The sequence below is a fragment of the Streptomyces sp. NPDC053513 genome (genome assembly GCF_044544765.1).
Taxonomy (GTDB): domain Bacteria; phylum Actinomycetota; class Actinomycetes; order Streptomycetales; family Streptomycetaceae; genus Streptomyces; species Streptomyces litmocidini.
Genome location: NZ_JBITXP010000002.1, coordinates 63,237 through 76,729 on the forward strand (window position 1 = coordinate 63,237; position 13,493 = coordinate 76,729).

Here is a 13,493-nt window from a genome sequence, read left to right on the forward strand (position 1 = left end):
ATGCGGACGTGGCTCAGTTGGTAGAGCATCACCTTGCCAAGGTGAGGGTCGCGAGTTCGAATCTCGTCGTCCGCTCAGGAAGTGCGAAGGCCCCGGTTCTCAGGAACCGGGGCCTTCGTCGTGCGTCCTCGCGGCCACCGGAATGCCGTACGGGCCCCGGAGAGGGACCCGTACGGCATGTCCGTCGCCTAGACGCCCTCGGACCAGGCGTTCCCGGTCAGGAGCTCGTACGCCTCGATGTACTTGGCGCGGGTCTTCTCCACGACCTCCTGCGGCAGGGCCGGCGGCGGCTGCTCGCTCTTGCGGTCCCAGCCGGAGGCCGGCGAGGTCAGCCAGTTCCGCACGATCTGCTTGTCGTACGAGGGCTGGGCGCGGCCCGGCTCCCACTCGGAGGCCGGCCAGAAGCGCGAGGAGTCCGGGGTGAGGACCTCGTCGGCGAGGACGAGCGTCTCCCCTTCGAAGCCGAACTCGAACTTCGTGTCGGCCAGGATGATCCCGCGGTCGCGGGCGATGTCCCGGGCCCGGGAGTAGACGGCGAGGGTCGTCTGGCGCAGCAGCGCGGCCGTCTCGGCGCCGACCTGGCGGGCGACCTCCTCGTACGACACGTTCTCGTCGTGGTCGCCGACGGCGGCCTTGGTCGCCGGGGTGAAGATCGGCGCGGGCAGCTCGGAGCCGTCGGTCAGGCCCTCGGGCAGCGCGAGGCCGCAGACCGTGCGGGACTCGTTGTACTCGAGCAGGCCGGAGCCGGTGAGGTAGCCGCGGGCGACAGCCTCGACCGGGACCATGTTCAGCGACTTGCAGATGAGGGTGCGGCCCGCCCAGTCGGCGGGGGCGCCGGCCGGCAGTTCGGTGGAGAGCACGTGGTTCGGGACCAGGTCGGCCAGCTTGTCGAACCACCACAGGGAGAGCTGGGTGAGCACCCGGCCCTTGTCGGGGATCTCGGTGGGGAGCACCCAGTCGTAGGCCGACATGCGGTCGCTCGCCACCATGACGAGGTCGCCCGCCTCGTTCCGGTACAGGTCGCGGACCTTGCCCGTGTGGAGATGGGTGAGGCCCGGGACCTGGACGGGCTCGGGCTTTTCTACGAATCCGGACACGGTTCCTCCGCGTAGGTTGATCCAGGAGCGAGTCCGATTCTCTCGCACATGAGGACGGATCCCGTCGTCGGACCCTGTGAGCCCCCGCTCAGTCCCTCTTGCAGATGCGGTCGAGGAGGTTCGCGGTGGCGCGCTGGATCCTGGCGTCGACGTGGCCCGGCCGGTCCAGCGCCGGCGACCAGGCGAACGTGCCGGACGCGAAGACCCAGGCCCCGGACGGCGCCCGGTAGAGGCTCGTCTCCTGGTGGCGCAGCGCCCCCTCGCCGTCCCGGTAGGGCGAGTGCGCGAGCAGGATGCGGCCCTGGTGCTCCGGCAGCGCGGTGCGCGGGAAGTAGCGGTCGGCCTCGCCCGCGACCAGGCCCGGGAGCTCGTCGCCGTCGCCCGCGCCGGTGGCCTCCCAGAGCCAGTGGTCGGCGTTCCGCACGACCAGCGGGGTCGGTTCGGGCACCCGGCCCGCGTACTGGATGCCGAGGAGCTGCTGCTCGGGCCGGTCGACCTCGCGCCAGAGCGCGGGGCGGCCGGGACCGCGCCGCTTGCGGCAGGTGAGGAGGCGGTCCGGCACCCCGGACGGCGAAGGGCCCAGCTCCACCTGCCAGTACATGGTGTTGGCGGAGAGGAAGACGAGCGAGGTGCCCTGGTCACGGGCGAGTTCGACGGTCCGGCGCATCGGCACCGACCAGTACTCGTCGTGGCCCGGGAAGACGAGCCCCCGGTAGCGGCTCGGGTCGACCCGCCCGGCGTGCAGGTCGCGGGTCTCCGCGTACGCCAGGTCGTAGCCGTAGCGCTCGGCCCAGCGGATGAAGTCGTAGGCGTGCCCGACGTGCAGGGGCAGCCCCGCGCCCGCGTACGGACGGTCGAAGGAGACGGTGACGGCCGCCTCCTCCTCGCCGAGCAGCCGGCCCTCCTCGTCCCAGGCGTGGTAGAGGCTGGCGCCGGTGCGGCCGTCCTCCGGGTAGAGGTTGTACGCCTGCCAGGTCACGTCCGGGAGGACGAGCAGCAGGTCCGCCGGGTGGTCGTCCCGGACCGTGAAGGGGATGTGCGAGCGGTAGCCGTCGACGGTGGTGAGGACGGCGACGTACGCGCCGATCGTCCAGTACGTGGGGACCTGCAGCCGCCAGGACTGCCACCAGTGGTGGCAGGAGACCGTGCGGTCGGCGGTGAGCGGGGGCGGCTGGACGATCCCGGCGAGACGCGGGCTCGTGGTGATCTTCGCGGCGCCGTCGCCGCCGTAGTGCCCGATCCGATAGACGTCGACCGAGAACTGCTGCGGCGGGTCCACGGTGACGTGGAAGTCGATCGACTCGCCCGGCGCCACGGCCCCGCCCGACGCGAAGCCCTTGATCTGGCGCCGGACGTCGTCCGCCGTGCGCGGACCGCCGCTGCCGCCCCGGGCCAGGATCTCGTCCGCGTACCAGGGGACCATCTGCCCGGTGTCGTCGAAGTAGTTCTCCGAGCCGCGCAGCCAGGGCAGCGGGCCCTGGCCGAAGGGATCGGAGACGGCGTGCGCGAGCGCACCCGACTCCCACCGTCTGATCTGCTCCGCCCCCATGTGCGCCCCTCCCTCGGCTCCCCCGGTCGGCCGGCCGGTACGTGTGGCTGCGTGTTCGGTGTGTGCGGTCTCTGCTCAGTGCCTGTCCGGTGCCCGCTGGTACCTGCCGGCGCCTGTCGGTTCCTGTTCGGTGTCCGCTCAGCGCCTGTGAGGTGTGCCGGTGGTCCGTGCCTCTGTCAGTGACGGTCTCCAGCACATCACATAACGCACGCACTCCGTCACCGTTCGTCGTGAATTGACGAGAGTGGAAGCCGAGGCTCCGGCCGGCGCCCCTTTCCCGGGGTCTCAGACCAGGCGTACGGGCTTCTCCGGGCGCACCCCGGTGCGGGCGAGCCAGGCCCGCAGCGGCTCCGGGTCGCCGTCCTCGACGAGCGCGAGGACCCGGGGCCCGAGATCCGCCGCGCGCTCGCCGCCGACGAGCAGGGCGGGCCCGTCGAGCCAGTCGAGGCCGGGAGCGGCCTCGGCGGTGTCCACGGCCGCGCAGCAGACCATCGCGGTCACGTGGTCGGCGAGCAGGTCTCGGCCGGTGCGGGGCGGCTGGAGCGGGAACAGCGGCAGGGGCCCGTCGGGGCCGCTGACGGCGTCGGGGGCGGCGGCACGGCCGCCCTTGTCGGTGGCGCGGGCGGACTCGGCCGCCGCGGCGACCCGGGCCTCCCGGGCCGCCTCCTCCCGCGCGAGAAGCGCGCTGAGCGCCCCGGCGAGCGCCTCGGCGGCGGGGTTGACCGGCTCGTCGTCGTCCTCTTCCGGACCGGCGGGGAGAAGGCCGAGGTCGGAGTCCGAGTCGGGGTCGGGGTCGGGGTCGGAAACGTGCTCGGGGGCGGCGGCGGAGGTGGCGGCGGACCCGGGCTCGTCGGCGCCGGCTCCGGCACCCCTGCCGCCCCGGGTCGCGGCCCCTTCGGCCGCGGCCCCCTCTGCCGTGTCGGCGAAGGGCTCCGGCTTCGGCTCACGCAGGCCGGCGTCGCGCCCGTGCTCGCCGACACCGGTGTCGGGCTCGTACCGAGATTCCTCGGCGCCCGTATCGCGCTCGTACCGGGGCTCCTCGACACCGGTGGCGCGCTCGTGCCGGGGCTCGTGCTCGGGGCGGGGGGCCGTCAGGTGGGCCATCACGCGGGTCAGGGTCGGGCCGGTCGTGCCGGAGGCCGGTCCGCCGGCGGGGGACGCCACGCCGAGGCCGTCGAGGACCTGGTGCAGGCGGGCCGCGTCGGTGCGCCACTTCCGGTCGACGACCTCCTCCGGATACTGGCTCCACTCCACCGGCGCCCAGTCGGGGCCGGGCTCGGCCGGGCCGCCGTGGAAGAGGCGGGCGGCGAGCAGCGAGGTGGCCTCGTCGACGGCGCCGGGCTCCTCCAGGAGGTCGCAGGCGGGGCGCTCGCCGAGCCGGGAGGAGAAGCCGTCCGCGAGCCGGTCCCGGCGGGAGAGTTCGGTGAGGGCGGAGACCACGCCCGCGTCGAGCTTGGCGGGCCAGCGGCCCATGCGCCAGGCGGGCAGCGCGACTCGGGTGAGCAGCCGGTCCCAGCCCGCGTAGGCCAGGCCGACCTGCTCCTGGGCGACGATCCGTACGCCGTAGTCCACGGCCTGGGCGCGCTCCGAGCCGGCGGCGGCGACTCCGCGCTCCATCTCGGCGGCGTGCCCGCGGCAGGCGCGCAGCAGTACGCGGGCGACCTGACCGACTCCGTGGGCGCCGAGGCGGCGGAGCGGGCCGAGGCCGGGATCCCGGGGCACGGCGACGGCGGCGTCCAGGCCGCGGACGAAGCGGCGGGCGGCGGCTATGTCGGGCTGGGCGGCCGGTCCCGTACCGGCGACGACGGGGGCGAGGACCGCCCGCAGCTCGCCGACGCGCATCCACCACAGGAAGGGCGAGCCTATGACCAGGATCGGGGCGCCGTCCCCGCCGGAGGTCCGGTGGAGGCGGTGGGCCCGGTGGGTGCGGTCCTCCAGCCAGCTGTCGCAGTCCGGGGTGAGGGCTATCGCGGCGGGCGGCGGGACGCCGAGCCGGTCGGCCAGATCGCGGACGAGCCGGTAGAGATCGGGGGCGGCGGACTCGGCGAGCTCCACCGTCGGCGTGGCGGCCGGACGGGCCCGGGTGACGACGAGGGCGACGGCCGCCGCGGCGAGGAGCACGACGACGGCGAGGACGGTCACGACCCAGCGGGCCGTGTCCCAGCCCGTCCCGGTGAAGTGGCCGGTGACCCCGCCCGCGTACAGGACGACGGCCACGGCGGCGGGGAGCACCGCGAGGCCCAGCGCCCTGCCCCGGACGCGGAGGACGGCGAGGGCCCGGGAGCGCGCGGCGCGCGCGCCCCACTCCTCACCGACAACGGAACCGGTACCGGACACGCCGTTCATCACCCCCTCCTGTCCTCGTCGGGACTGCCCGTGGCGGTGTTGCTCACTCCCCCACTGTGGCACCCGCCACTGACATCGCAATGCCGGTGGGCCAAGTGCCGGAATGCCTTCGCCGCACCCTAGTTGGGGCTGTGGCGGGCGTCATCCGTATGGCCGAGCCGTCACTCGATGGAATGGCTTTGGGCAAAGGTGATGGCGCACTTGTGGCCGTGTGGTTCACGGGTTCCGCACCACACGGCCACAAGGGGAATCAGACGAAATCAGCCGGAATCAAGCGGGATCAGGCCTCGGCGGCCTTCCGCGCGATGTCCGTACGGTGCTGCGAACCGTCAAGGCGGATACGGCCGACCGCCGCGTACGCCCGCTCGCGGGCCTGCGCCAGGTCCGAACCGGTGGCGGTGACCGACAGGACGCGTCCGCCGGCGCTCAGGACCGCGCCGTCCTCGCCCCGCTTCGTGCCGGCGTGCAGCACGTACGCGTGCGGGGCGTCCTTCTCCGCGACCTCGTCCAGGCCCTCGATCGGGTCGCCCGTGCGCGGGGTGTCCGGGTAGTTGTGGGAGGCGATGACCACGGTGACGGCGGCGTCGTCGCTCCAGCTCAGCGGGGCCTGGTCGTCCAGGGTGCCGTTCGCGGAGTTCAGCAGGACGCCCGCGAGCGGGGTCTTCAGGCGGGCCAGGACGACCTGGGTCTCGGGGTCGCCGAAGCGCGCGTTGAACTCGATGACCCGGACGCCGCGGCTGGTGATCGCCAGACCCGCGTAGAGCAGACCGGAGAACGGCGTGCCACGGCGGCGCAGCTCGTCGACCGTCGGCTGCAGGACGGTCTCCAGGACCTCCCCGACCAGCTTCGGGTCGGCCCAGGGCAGCGGCGAGTAGGCGCCCATGCCGCCGGTGTTCGGGCCCTCGTCGCCGTCGAGCGCGCGCTTGAAGTCCTGCGCGGGCTGGAGCGGGAGGACGGTGGTGCCGTCGGTGATGGCGAAGAGGGAGACCTCGGGGCCGTCCAGGTACTCCTCGATGACCACCCGGTCGCAGGCGAGCGCGTGCGCCCGCGCCTTCTCGACGTCCTCGGTGACGACGACGCCCTTGCCGGCCGCGAGGCCGTCGTCCTTGACCACGTACGGAGCGCCGAAGGCGTCGAGGGCCTCGTCGATCTCCTCCGGGGTGGTGCAGACGTAGCTGCGGGCGGTGGGGACCCCGGCGCCGGCCATGACGTCCTTGGCGAAGGCCTTGGAGCCCTCCAGCAGCGCCGCTTCCCGGGAGGGTCCGAAGACGGGGATGCCGGCCGCGCGGACGGCGTCGGCGACGCCGGCGACGAGCGGGGCCTCCGGGCCGACGACGACCAGTTCGGCGCCCAGCTCGGTGGCGAGCGCGGCGACGGCCGCGCCGTCCAGCTGGTCGACGGCGTGCAGCTCCGCGACCTCCGCGATTCCGGCGTTGCCGGGCGCGCAGTGCAGAGCGGTGACGTCGGGATCGAGGGAGAGAGAGCGGCACAGGGCGTGTTCGCGGGCGCCGCCGCCGATGACGAGGACCTTCACGCCTGCCAGGGTAGCCCGCGGGACGGGATGCCCCTTGTGCGGGCCACCGGGCGAGACGGCCCTACTCGTTCGTGTATTCCTCCACAACCGTGGCTCCGAGCTCGCGCACGATCAGGTCGTGCCCGGAGAGAGCGGAGTCGACGAGGTCCGGGTCGTCCTCCTCCGGGACGTCGTCCTCGGGCGCCACGGGCTGCGGCGCCGGCGGGGCGTACGCGGGCTCGGGAGCGGGCGGCGGGGCCTGCGGGAACGAAGGCGCCGGAGCGGGCTGCGCCTGTACGGGGGCGGGCGACGGGGCCTGCGAGAACGCGGGGGCGGGAGCAGCAGCGGGCGCGGGCGGCCGACCGCCGCCGAAGCCACCGGCACCGCTTCCGCCGCCGCCGAAGCCTCCGGTCCCGCCCGAGCCGCCGAAGCCGGTGGCGGCGGGCGGGGGCGCGGAGCCGCCCGAGGGGTCGATGATCGCCTCGATCTTCCAGTTCACGTTGAACTGCTCGGCGAGGGCCTGCTTGAGGACGTCCTCGCTGCCGCTGCTGGCGAAGTTGTCCCGGGCGCCGGCGTTGAGGAAGCCGAGCTGGAGCGTCGTCCCGTCGAACCCCGCCACCTGGGCGTTCTGGCTGAGCAGGATCCAGGTGAAGCGGCGCCGGTTCTTGACGGCGTCGAGGATCTGCGGCCACAGGTTCCGCACCTGGGCCGTGTCCCCGTCACCGCCGCCCGTGGCGGCCGGGGCCTGCGGGGCGGGCTGCGCCTGTGCGGGCGCGGGGGCCGGGACGGAGGGCGCCGCGGACGCGCCGGGCCAGGCGCCGGGCGCGCCGCCGCCGGGGGTGGCGGCACCCGGCCAGGCCCCGGGCCGGGCAGCGGCGGGCTGCTCCCGCACGGGAGCCTGCACGGCCGCGGGCGCCGGCTGCTGGACGGGCGCGGGGGCGGGGGCCGGCGGGGGCGGGGCCATCGGGGTGTGGGCCTCGGGGCCGGGCACGTACGCCATGGCGGGCGCCGGGGGGCCGGGCGTGAAGACGGGTGCGGGCGCGGCGGCCGCACCGCGCTCCAGCCGGTCGAGCCGCGCCTGGAGGGAGCGCTCGTCGTCGAAGGCGGCGGGCAGCAGCACGCGCGCGCAGATCAGCTCCAGCTGCAGCCGGGGCGAGGTGGCCCCCCGCATCTCGGTGAGCCCGGCGTTGACGAGGTCGGCGGCCCGGCTCAGCTCGGCGGCCCCGAACACCGAGGCCTGCGCCTGCATCCGCTCGATGACGTCGGCGGGGGCGTCGATGAGCCCCTTCTCGGCGGCGTCGGGCACGGCGGCGAGGATCACGAGGTCCCGCAGCCGCTCCAGCAGATCGGCGACGAACCGGCGGGGGTCGTTCCCGCCCTCGACGACCCGGTCGACGACCTCGAAGGCGGCGGCGCCGTCTCCGGCCGCGAAGGCGTCGACGACGGAGTCGAGCAGCGACCCGTCCGTGTATCCGAGGAGAGAGGTCGCCATGGCATACGTCACACCGTCGGCGGCGGCGCCGGCGAGCAGCTGGTCCATCACGGACATCGAGTCACGCACGGACCCGGCGCCGGCGCGGACGACCAGCGGCAGCACCCCGTCCTCGACGGGAATGCCCTCGCGTCCGCAGACCTCGCCGAGGTAGTCCCGCAGCGTGCCGGGCGGCACGAGCCGGAAGGGGTAGTGGTGGGTCCGGGACCGGATGGTCCCGATGACCTTCTCGGGCTCGGTGGTCGCGAAGATGAACTTGAGGTGCTCCGGCGGCTCCTCGACCACCTTCAGGAGGGCGTTGAAGCCCGCCGAGGTGACCATGTGGGCCTCGTCGATGATGTAGATCTTGTACCGGCTGGAGGCGGGCCCGAAGAAGGCCTTCTCCCGCAGGTCACGGGCGTCGTCCACACCACCGTGGGAAGCGGCGTCGATCTCGATGACGTCGATGGACCCGGGCCCGTTCCGCGCGAGGTCCCGACAGCTCTGGCACTCCCCGCACGGCGTGGGCGTGGGCCCCTGCTCACAGTTCAGACACCGGGCGAGGATGCGCGCACTGGTCGTCTTGCCGCACCCGCGGGGCCCGCTGAACAGGTACGCGTGATTGACCCGGTTGTTCCGCAGGGCCTGCTGCAACGGGTCGGTGACATGCTCCTGCCCGATGACCTCGGCGAAGGACTCGGGGCGATAGCGGCGGTACAGCGCGAGAGACGACACGTATACGAGGTTATAGGCGCCCACCGACAACCCGGGAAAACGGGAAGGGGGGCGGGGGCGGGGGCGGACGAGACGCGGTCCGGGGCGCGGCGCGAGCACGGGGGTCGGGGCCTGAAGACCCGAGCCGGGGCCCGGAAACGCAAGCGCCCCCCACGCACCTGCCAGAGCCGACCTACCCTTGCTGCCTTCCGGCCCTGGGGGAGTTCAGTCAGATAGCACCGCGTGAGGGGCTCCGCCCAGCGTACCCGATCCGAACCCGTGCCCGTCCCCCCTCCCCGACCTGCACCCCTCCCCCACCCCCACGCCGAGATCACGTGCGCGAGCACCCCTCCCGGTCATGTAATGTTCTCCCCGGAGGATTCGCCTAGAGGCCTAGGGCGCACGCTTGGAAAGCGTGTTGGGGGCAACCCCTCACGAGTTCGAATCTCGTATCCTCCGCCAGTGCCTCACCGGGCACGTTGTCGAAGGGCCCCACCGTTCGCGGTGGGGCCCTTCGACGTGTCCCGACCGTTCCGCTGCAGGCAGGCCTCTCGGGGACTCGGACGGGGGGCTCAGACGGGGCAGGGGCGGTACTCGAGGCTCAGCTCGCGGTCGACGGCGTAGCTCGTCCGCATCGACGCGTCGATGACCTGCTGCCAGGAGCCGTACTTGGCGTACAGCTGGTCCGCGGTGGGGCCGAGGGGGTTGCCGTACTTGGCGATGTTCCGCTCCTCCAGGATGCGGACCTCCTCGGGGGTCATGCCGGCGCGGGTGATCTCCTTGGCCTGGTTCCGCATGTCGACGAGCTCCCGCGCGATCTCCTCGTCCGTGAAGCCCGCCGCCCGCATGTCGGCCTCGGTGCGGTGCATGTCCTCCAGGAGCCCGTGGTAGCGCATCCGGGTCCGCTGGGCCTCGACCTTCTCGTCCATCGGCAGGACGCGGATCCGGCACACGACCGGGTCGGCGCTGGGGCAGGGGTCGTCGGCGGAGACGGGAGGGGCGAGGGGAGACGTGATGACGGACCCACACGCCTCGACCGCCCCGACCACGGACGAGCCGGCGGCACCCAGGAGGGCGACGGCGGCGACGAACGGGACGAGGGCGCGGCGCAGCAAGGAAGGGGAAGGACGCATGGGCGCATCCTGCGGGCGGCGGTGGGGGGCCTTCACGCAGGCGCACCGGTGATCACTCCTACGGAGGCGGGCCGTCCGCCGACACCCACGCGACCCGCCCACCCCCGGAGGGCTGAACGGGCCTCGCAGCAGGGGTCGTTCACCGGATCGGGGGGTGATCGGAGGAAGGGACGTTCCTGCTCCACCCTGTCTGTAGTGATGCAGATACTTTCTGTGACGACCAGTCGATGACCAGTCGGCACGATCAAACAGGGGACATCCATGAGGAAGTTGGCTGCAGTGGCGGGGGCCGTGGGGTTGTTCGTCGGAGGAGTGGGGGTTGCGGCGGCCGATTCGTGGCACGGCGCAGGGCTCTTCAAGACGACCGGAGCACGTTTCGTGGGCGGAAAGTACAAGTGGGAGCCCGCTGAGGTACATCAGGGCGCGTTCCACATCAAGGGCACGCTGCGTGACGCCGGCCTGGATGACAACCACAACGTGTATCTGCAGGTAAAGGTGCACGGCTACGGGTGGAACCGCTTCGACGGCGTGCAGAAGAAAGACGTCTGGATCGACAAGCTCGTCAACGACGGCGCCAGCCGGTACACGAACACGGCGCAGGTACGCGTGTGCCAGAACCGCGGCTCCCTGCACCCTGACAACTGCTCTCCGACGAAGTCCTTCAAGCGCAAGTAGGGCAGTCCACCTTCGCGGGGGCCGCTCACGGCGGCTCCCGCTCCCCAAGGAGTGCGCACCACGATGGACGTCATCCTCCGCGCCGAAGGCGTGGATCTCTTCTACGGCACCCAGCAGGCGGTTACCGGTGCCGATTTCACGCTCAAGCGCGGCGAGGTGGCCGCCATCATGGGCAGCAGCGGGTCGGGGAAGTCGTCCCTGCTGTACTGCCTCGCCGGGGTTCTTCCGCCTTCCAAGGGCACGGTGACCTTCGATGGAGAACAGCTCTCCTCCCTCCCCGACGCTGAGCTCAGCGCGCTGCGCCGTACGCGCCTGGGCTTCGTCTTCCAGTACGGGGAACTGCTGCCGGAGCTGACCGTCGAGGAGAACGCGGCGCTCCCCCTCCGGCTCGCCGGAATCAGCAAGACCCACGCCCACGCCATGGCCGGCCAAGTACTGGGGCGGCTCGGATTGGGCGATCTGCTGCGGCGCAGGACCTCGAAGCTGTCGGGTGGTCAGAGTCAGCGCGTTGCGGTGGCGCGGGCTCTGGTCCACCGACCGGACGTGGTGTTCGCGGACGAGCCCACAGGAGCCCTCGACAGCGCCAACGCAGCTGCCGTGCTCGATGAATTCCTTCAGCTGGCGAGAAGGCAGAAGACCGCCGTCGTCATCGTCACGCACGACGCCGACGTCGCCGCGAAGGCCGACACCCAGTACACGATGTCGGACGGTGTGCTGGCCCAGCGGGTGGCCGTGTGAACGCGTTCGTCCTCGGCATGCGTCTGTTGTGGGGAAGCGGGCGCAGGGCTCGGGCCCGCTTCCTCCTGATGGCACTCGGCTCCGCACTCGGGGTCGCCTGTCTGGCCGCCGCACTCACCATTCCGACGATCATCGCCGCCAACGATGCCCGGGTGACGAACCGCGCCGTTTCCTCGGGCGCGAACAAGAATGCCGTCTACCAGGAGTTCCTGGACCCCTACGGATCGCAGCCACTGCGGCGGATCTTCATCGGTCACAAAGGGACCGGCCCGTTGCCGGTTCCTCCGGGCATCAAGGCACTCCCCCGTGCGGGCGAAGCGATCGTTTCGCCGAAGCTGGGCGAGATCCTGGCAGCCAATCCCCGTGCCGCAGGCCTTGTGCCCGGTCGCGTGATCGGCACTATTTCCCCGGAGGGATTGGGCGGGCCGGACGAGTTGTACGCCTACATCGGCACCGATGCCGATGAACTGAGCGGGGCGGCGGCACTCGGCCACTTCGGCGACTCGTACCCGCGGCATGAGGTCATCGATCCCTCCACCCTGGACATCCTGCGGTTCACGCTCGGCTGCATCGTGTTGCTCCCGCTCGTCATCTTCCTCTCCGTCTGCGCCCGGCTCTCCGGGGAGTCACGTGCGCGTCGGCTCGCCGCACTCCGGCTCGTCGGCCTCAGCGTGCGGGACACCCTGCGGGTCAATGCCGGAGAGAGTGTGATGGCCGCCTTCGTCGGGGCTGTGATCGGGCTCATCGGCTATCTCGGCATCAATGAGGTCATGGCGTGGGTCGGGCTGCCCGGCTTGCGCTGGTACCCGGCCGATGGGCGGCCGGACGGCACGACCATCGCCGCGTGTCTGCTGGGGTGCCCTGCCCTCGCCTGGGTCGTGGGGCAGTTCAGCGCACGGCGAGCGGCCCAGTCGCCGATCAGCGTGCGCCGAACCGGCGAGCGTAAGCCTCCGAAGAAGTACGGGACGCTGCTGCTGATCCCCGGGCTCGGAATCATCAGCGGATACTGCCTGCTCAGCGCGATGGGGCGGAATCCGTCAGGGGGATCGGCCGGCGCCGTGCTGGTTCCCGGTGCTGTGCTGATGACCGGGGCAGGGCTTGTGTTCGGTCTGGCACCGATCACGGCGTGGCTCTCGCGTCGCCTGGCGGGCATGTCGCAATCGCTGCCGCTGTCGCTGGCCATGCGGCGCACGGAGGTCGATCCGGGGAGCGCCCTGCGGGTGGTCACCGGGCTCGTACTGCTGGTGTTCGGCGCCTCGCTCACTCAGGGGGTGCTCATCGAGTTGGATCAGGTCAGTCGACGGACGGCTCCGGTCCAGGAGTACAGCTTTCCGGCAGCAGAGTTGAGTGCGCGACAGCGATCAGAGATGACCGCGTTGAGTGGAGTAGAGGCCCATGGCCTGGTGGCCAGTTCATGGGTGGCGACGCTGGAAGAGGACCTCCCCACCATCCAAGGCGTCGTTGCCACGTGCGCTCAATTGGCTGCCTTTGCCAAAACTACGCACGGATGCATCGACGACAAGGTCCTCCGGATTCAGGACCCCACCATCTTGTCCGATAAGAACGCCCAGCTCGGTCGCAACTTCCCGTTTCTGCTCAGCAATGGACAAAAGCTGAATGTGTCTGTCCCCCGGGAAACTGTGGCCCTTCAGGCCTACGACCCCTCGGAGTTCGGCGGACCAAGCCTGCTCATCCCCCCCTCCCTCCTCCCCCCAGGCACCCAGCTCGCAGACGCCAGCTTCGTGCTCGTCAGTGCCTCCGATCCCACCACCATCCGCTCCGTCCTCGACGGCATCGGAGCCATCGCCCCCACCGCTTCCGTCGAGCCCGTCGGGATCGTCATCGACTCGCTCGCCCAGTTGACCGTCATCCGGAGTCTCCTGGTCGTCGGGATGGTGCTCGGGCTGGTGATCGGGGTGGCCGCGTTCGTCGTGTCCGTGGCCGATCGGGCCATGGAGCGGCGGGGGCAGGTCACCGCGCTGGTCATGTTGGGGGCTCGGGCGGGGACCCTGCGGGTGGTGCAGGTGGTGCAGGTGGTGTTGCCGTTGGTGGTGGGGCTGGGGGCCGCCATCGTCACCGGGTGGCTCGCCGAGTCCAGTTACCTGATCACCGGAGGAGGGGACGTGCACTGGGACTGGGACGGGTTGCCCCTGTTGTTCGCCTGTGCCCTGGGGGTCGTGCTCACCGCCGCCCTCGCCTCCGTGCCCATGGTGCGGCGGCACATCGATCCCGAGCACATCCGACGCGATTAGTTTTC

The 13,493-nt window shown here is 72.1% G+C and carries 9 protein-coding genes, 2 tRNA genes and 1 other RNA gene; 5 read left to right on the top strand and 7 right to left on the bottom strand.

Annotated features, from left to right (window positions below; translation table 11 throughout):
* Window positions 1-2 precede the first annotated feature (2 nt).
* Window positions 3-75: transfer RNA gene (locus ACIGW4_RS03465), tRNA-Gly, on the top strand.
* Between the two features lie 113 nt (window positions 76-188).
* On the opposite strand, the gene ACIGW4_RS03470 is transcribed toward ACIGW4_RS03465, so the two are convergent.
* The 6 genes from ACIGW4_RS03470 to ffs form a co-directional block, all read right to left on the bottom strand.
* Window positions 189-1,097, bottom strand: a complete 909-nt coding sequence (locus ACIGW4_RS03470; RefSeq protein WP_123453830.1) for a phosphoribosylaminoimidazolesuccinocarboxamide synthase — start codon at window positions 1,095-1,097, stop codon at window positions 189-191.
* An 88-nt stretch (window positions 1,098-1,185) separates the two neighbouring features.
* Complete coding sequence (locus ACIGW4_RS03475) at window positions 1,186-2,646, bottom strand: N,N-dimethylformamidase beta subunit family domain-containing protein (RefSeq protein WP_399578241.1); 1,461 nt, start codon at window positions 2,644-2,646, stop codon at window positions 1,186-1,188.
* 285 nt (window positions 2,647-2,931) lie between these two features.
* Window positions 2,932-4,992: a hypothetical protein gene (locus ACIGW4_RS03480; RefSeq protein WP_399578244.1), complete on the bottom strand. Its 2,061-nt coding sequence runs from the start codon at window positions 4,990-4,992 to the stop codon at window positions 2,932-2,934.
* A gap of 280 nt (window positions 4,993-5,272) precedes the next feature.
* Window positions 5,273-6,526 (bottom strand): phosphoribosylamine--glycine ligase, encoded by a 1,254-nt coding sequence (purD, locus tag ACIGW4_RS03485; RefSeq protein WP_123453824.1) that lies wholly within the window; start codon window positions 6,524-6,526, stop codon window positions 5,273-5,275.
* Between the two features lie 61 nt (window positions 6,527-6,587).
* Window positions 6,588-8,711 carry a DNA polymerase III subunit gamma and tau gene (locus tag ACIGW4_RS03490; RefSeq protein WP_399578247.1) on the bottom strand — a complete coding sequence of 708 codons (2,124 nt, stop codon included), beginning with the start codon at window positions 8,709-8,711 and terminating at the stop codon, window positions 6,588-6,590.
* Between the two features lie 136 nt (window positions 8,712-8,847).
* An RNA gene (gene ffs / locus ACIGW4_RS03495) (signal recognition particle sRNA small type) lies at window positions 8,848-8,946 on the bottom strand.
* Between the two features lie 118 nt (window positions 8,947-9,064).
* Between ffs and ACIGW4_RS03500 the strand changes: the two genes are divergently transcribed.
* A tRNA-Ser gene (locus tag ACIGW4_RS03500) sits at window positions 9,065-9,152 on the top strand.
* A gap of 110 nt (window positions 9,153-9,262) precedes the next feature.
* Here ACIGW4_RS03500 and ACIGW4_RS03505 read toward each other — a convergent pair.
* Window positions 9,263-9,823, bottom strand: coding sequence for a hypothetical protein (locus ACIGW4_RS03505; protein WP_399578249.1), 561 nt, complete (start codon window positions 9,821-9,823; stop codon window positions 9,263-9,265).
* 261 nt (window positions 9,824-10,084) lie between these two features.
* Here ACIGW4_RS03505 and ACIGW4_RS03510 point away from each other — a divergent pair, with 261 nt between their 5' ends.
* The 3 genes from ACIGW4_RS03510 (at window position 10,085) to ACIGW4_RS03520 (ending at window position 13,488) form a co-directional block, all read left to right on the top strand.
* Entirely contained in the window at window positions 10,085-10,498 is a 414-nt protein-coding gene (locus ACIGW4_RS03510) for a hypothetical protein (protein ID WP_123453818.1), read from the top strand.
* Window positions 10,499-10,561: 63 nt separating this feature from the next.
* On the top strand, window positions 10,562-11,236 hold the full coding sequence (locus ACIGW4_RS03515) for an ABC transporter ATP-binding protein (protein WP_123453816.1): 675 nt from the start codon (window positions 10,562-10,564) through the stop codon (window positions 11,234-11,236).
* Window positions 11,233-13,488, top strand: coding sequence for an FtsX-like permease family protein (locus ACIGW4_RS03520; protein WP_399578252.1), 2,256 nt, complete (start codon window positions 11,233-11,235; stop codon window positions 13,486-13,488). Before ACIGW4_RS03515 ends, ACIGW4_RS03520 begins: the two co-directional genes overlap by 4 nt.
* Window positions 13,489-13,493: the final 5 nt, after the last annotated feature.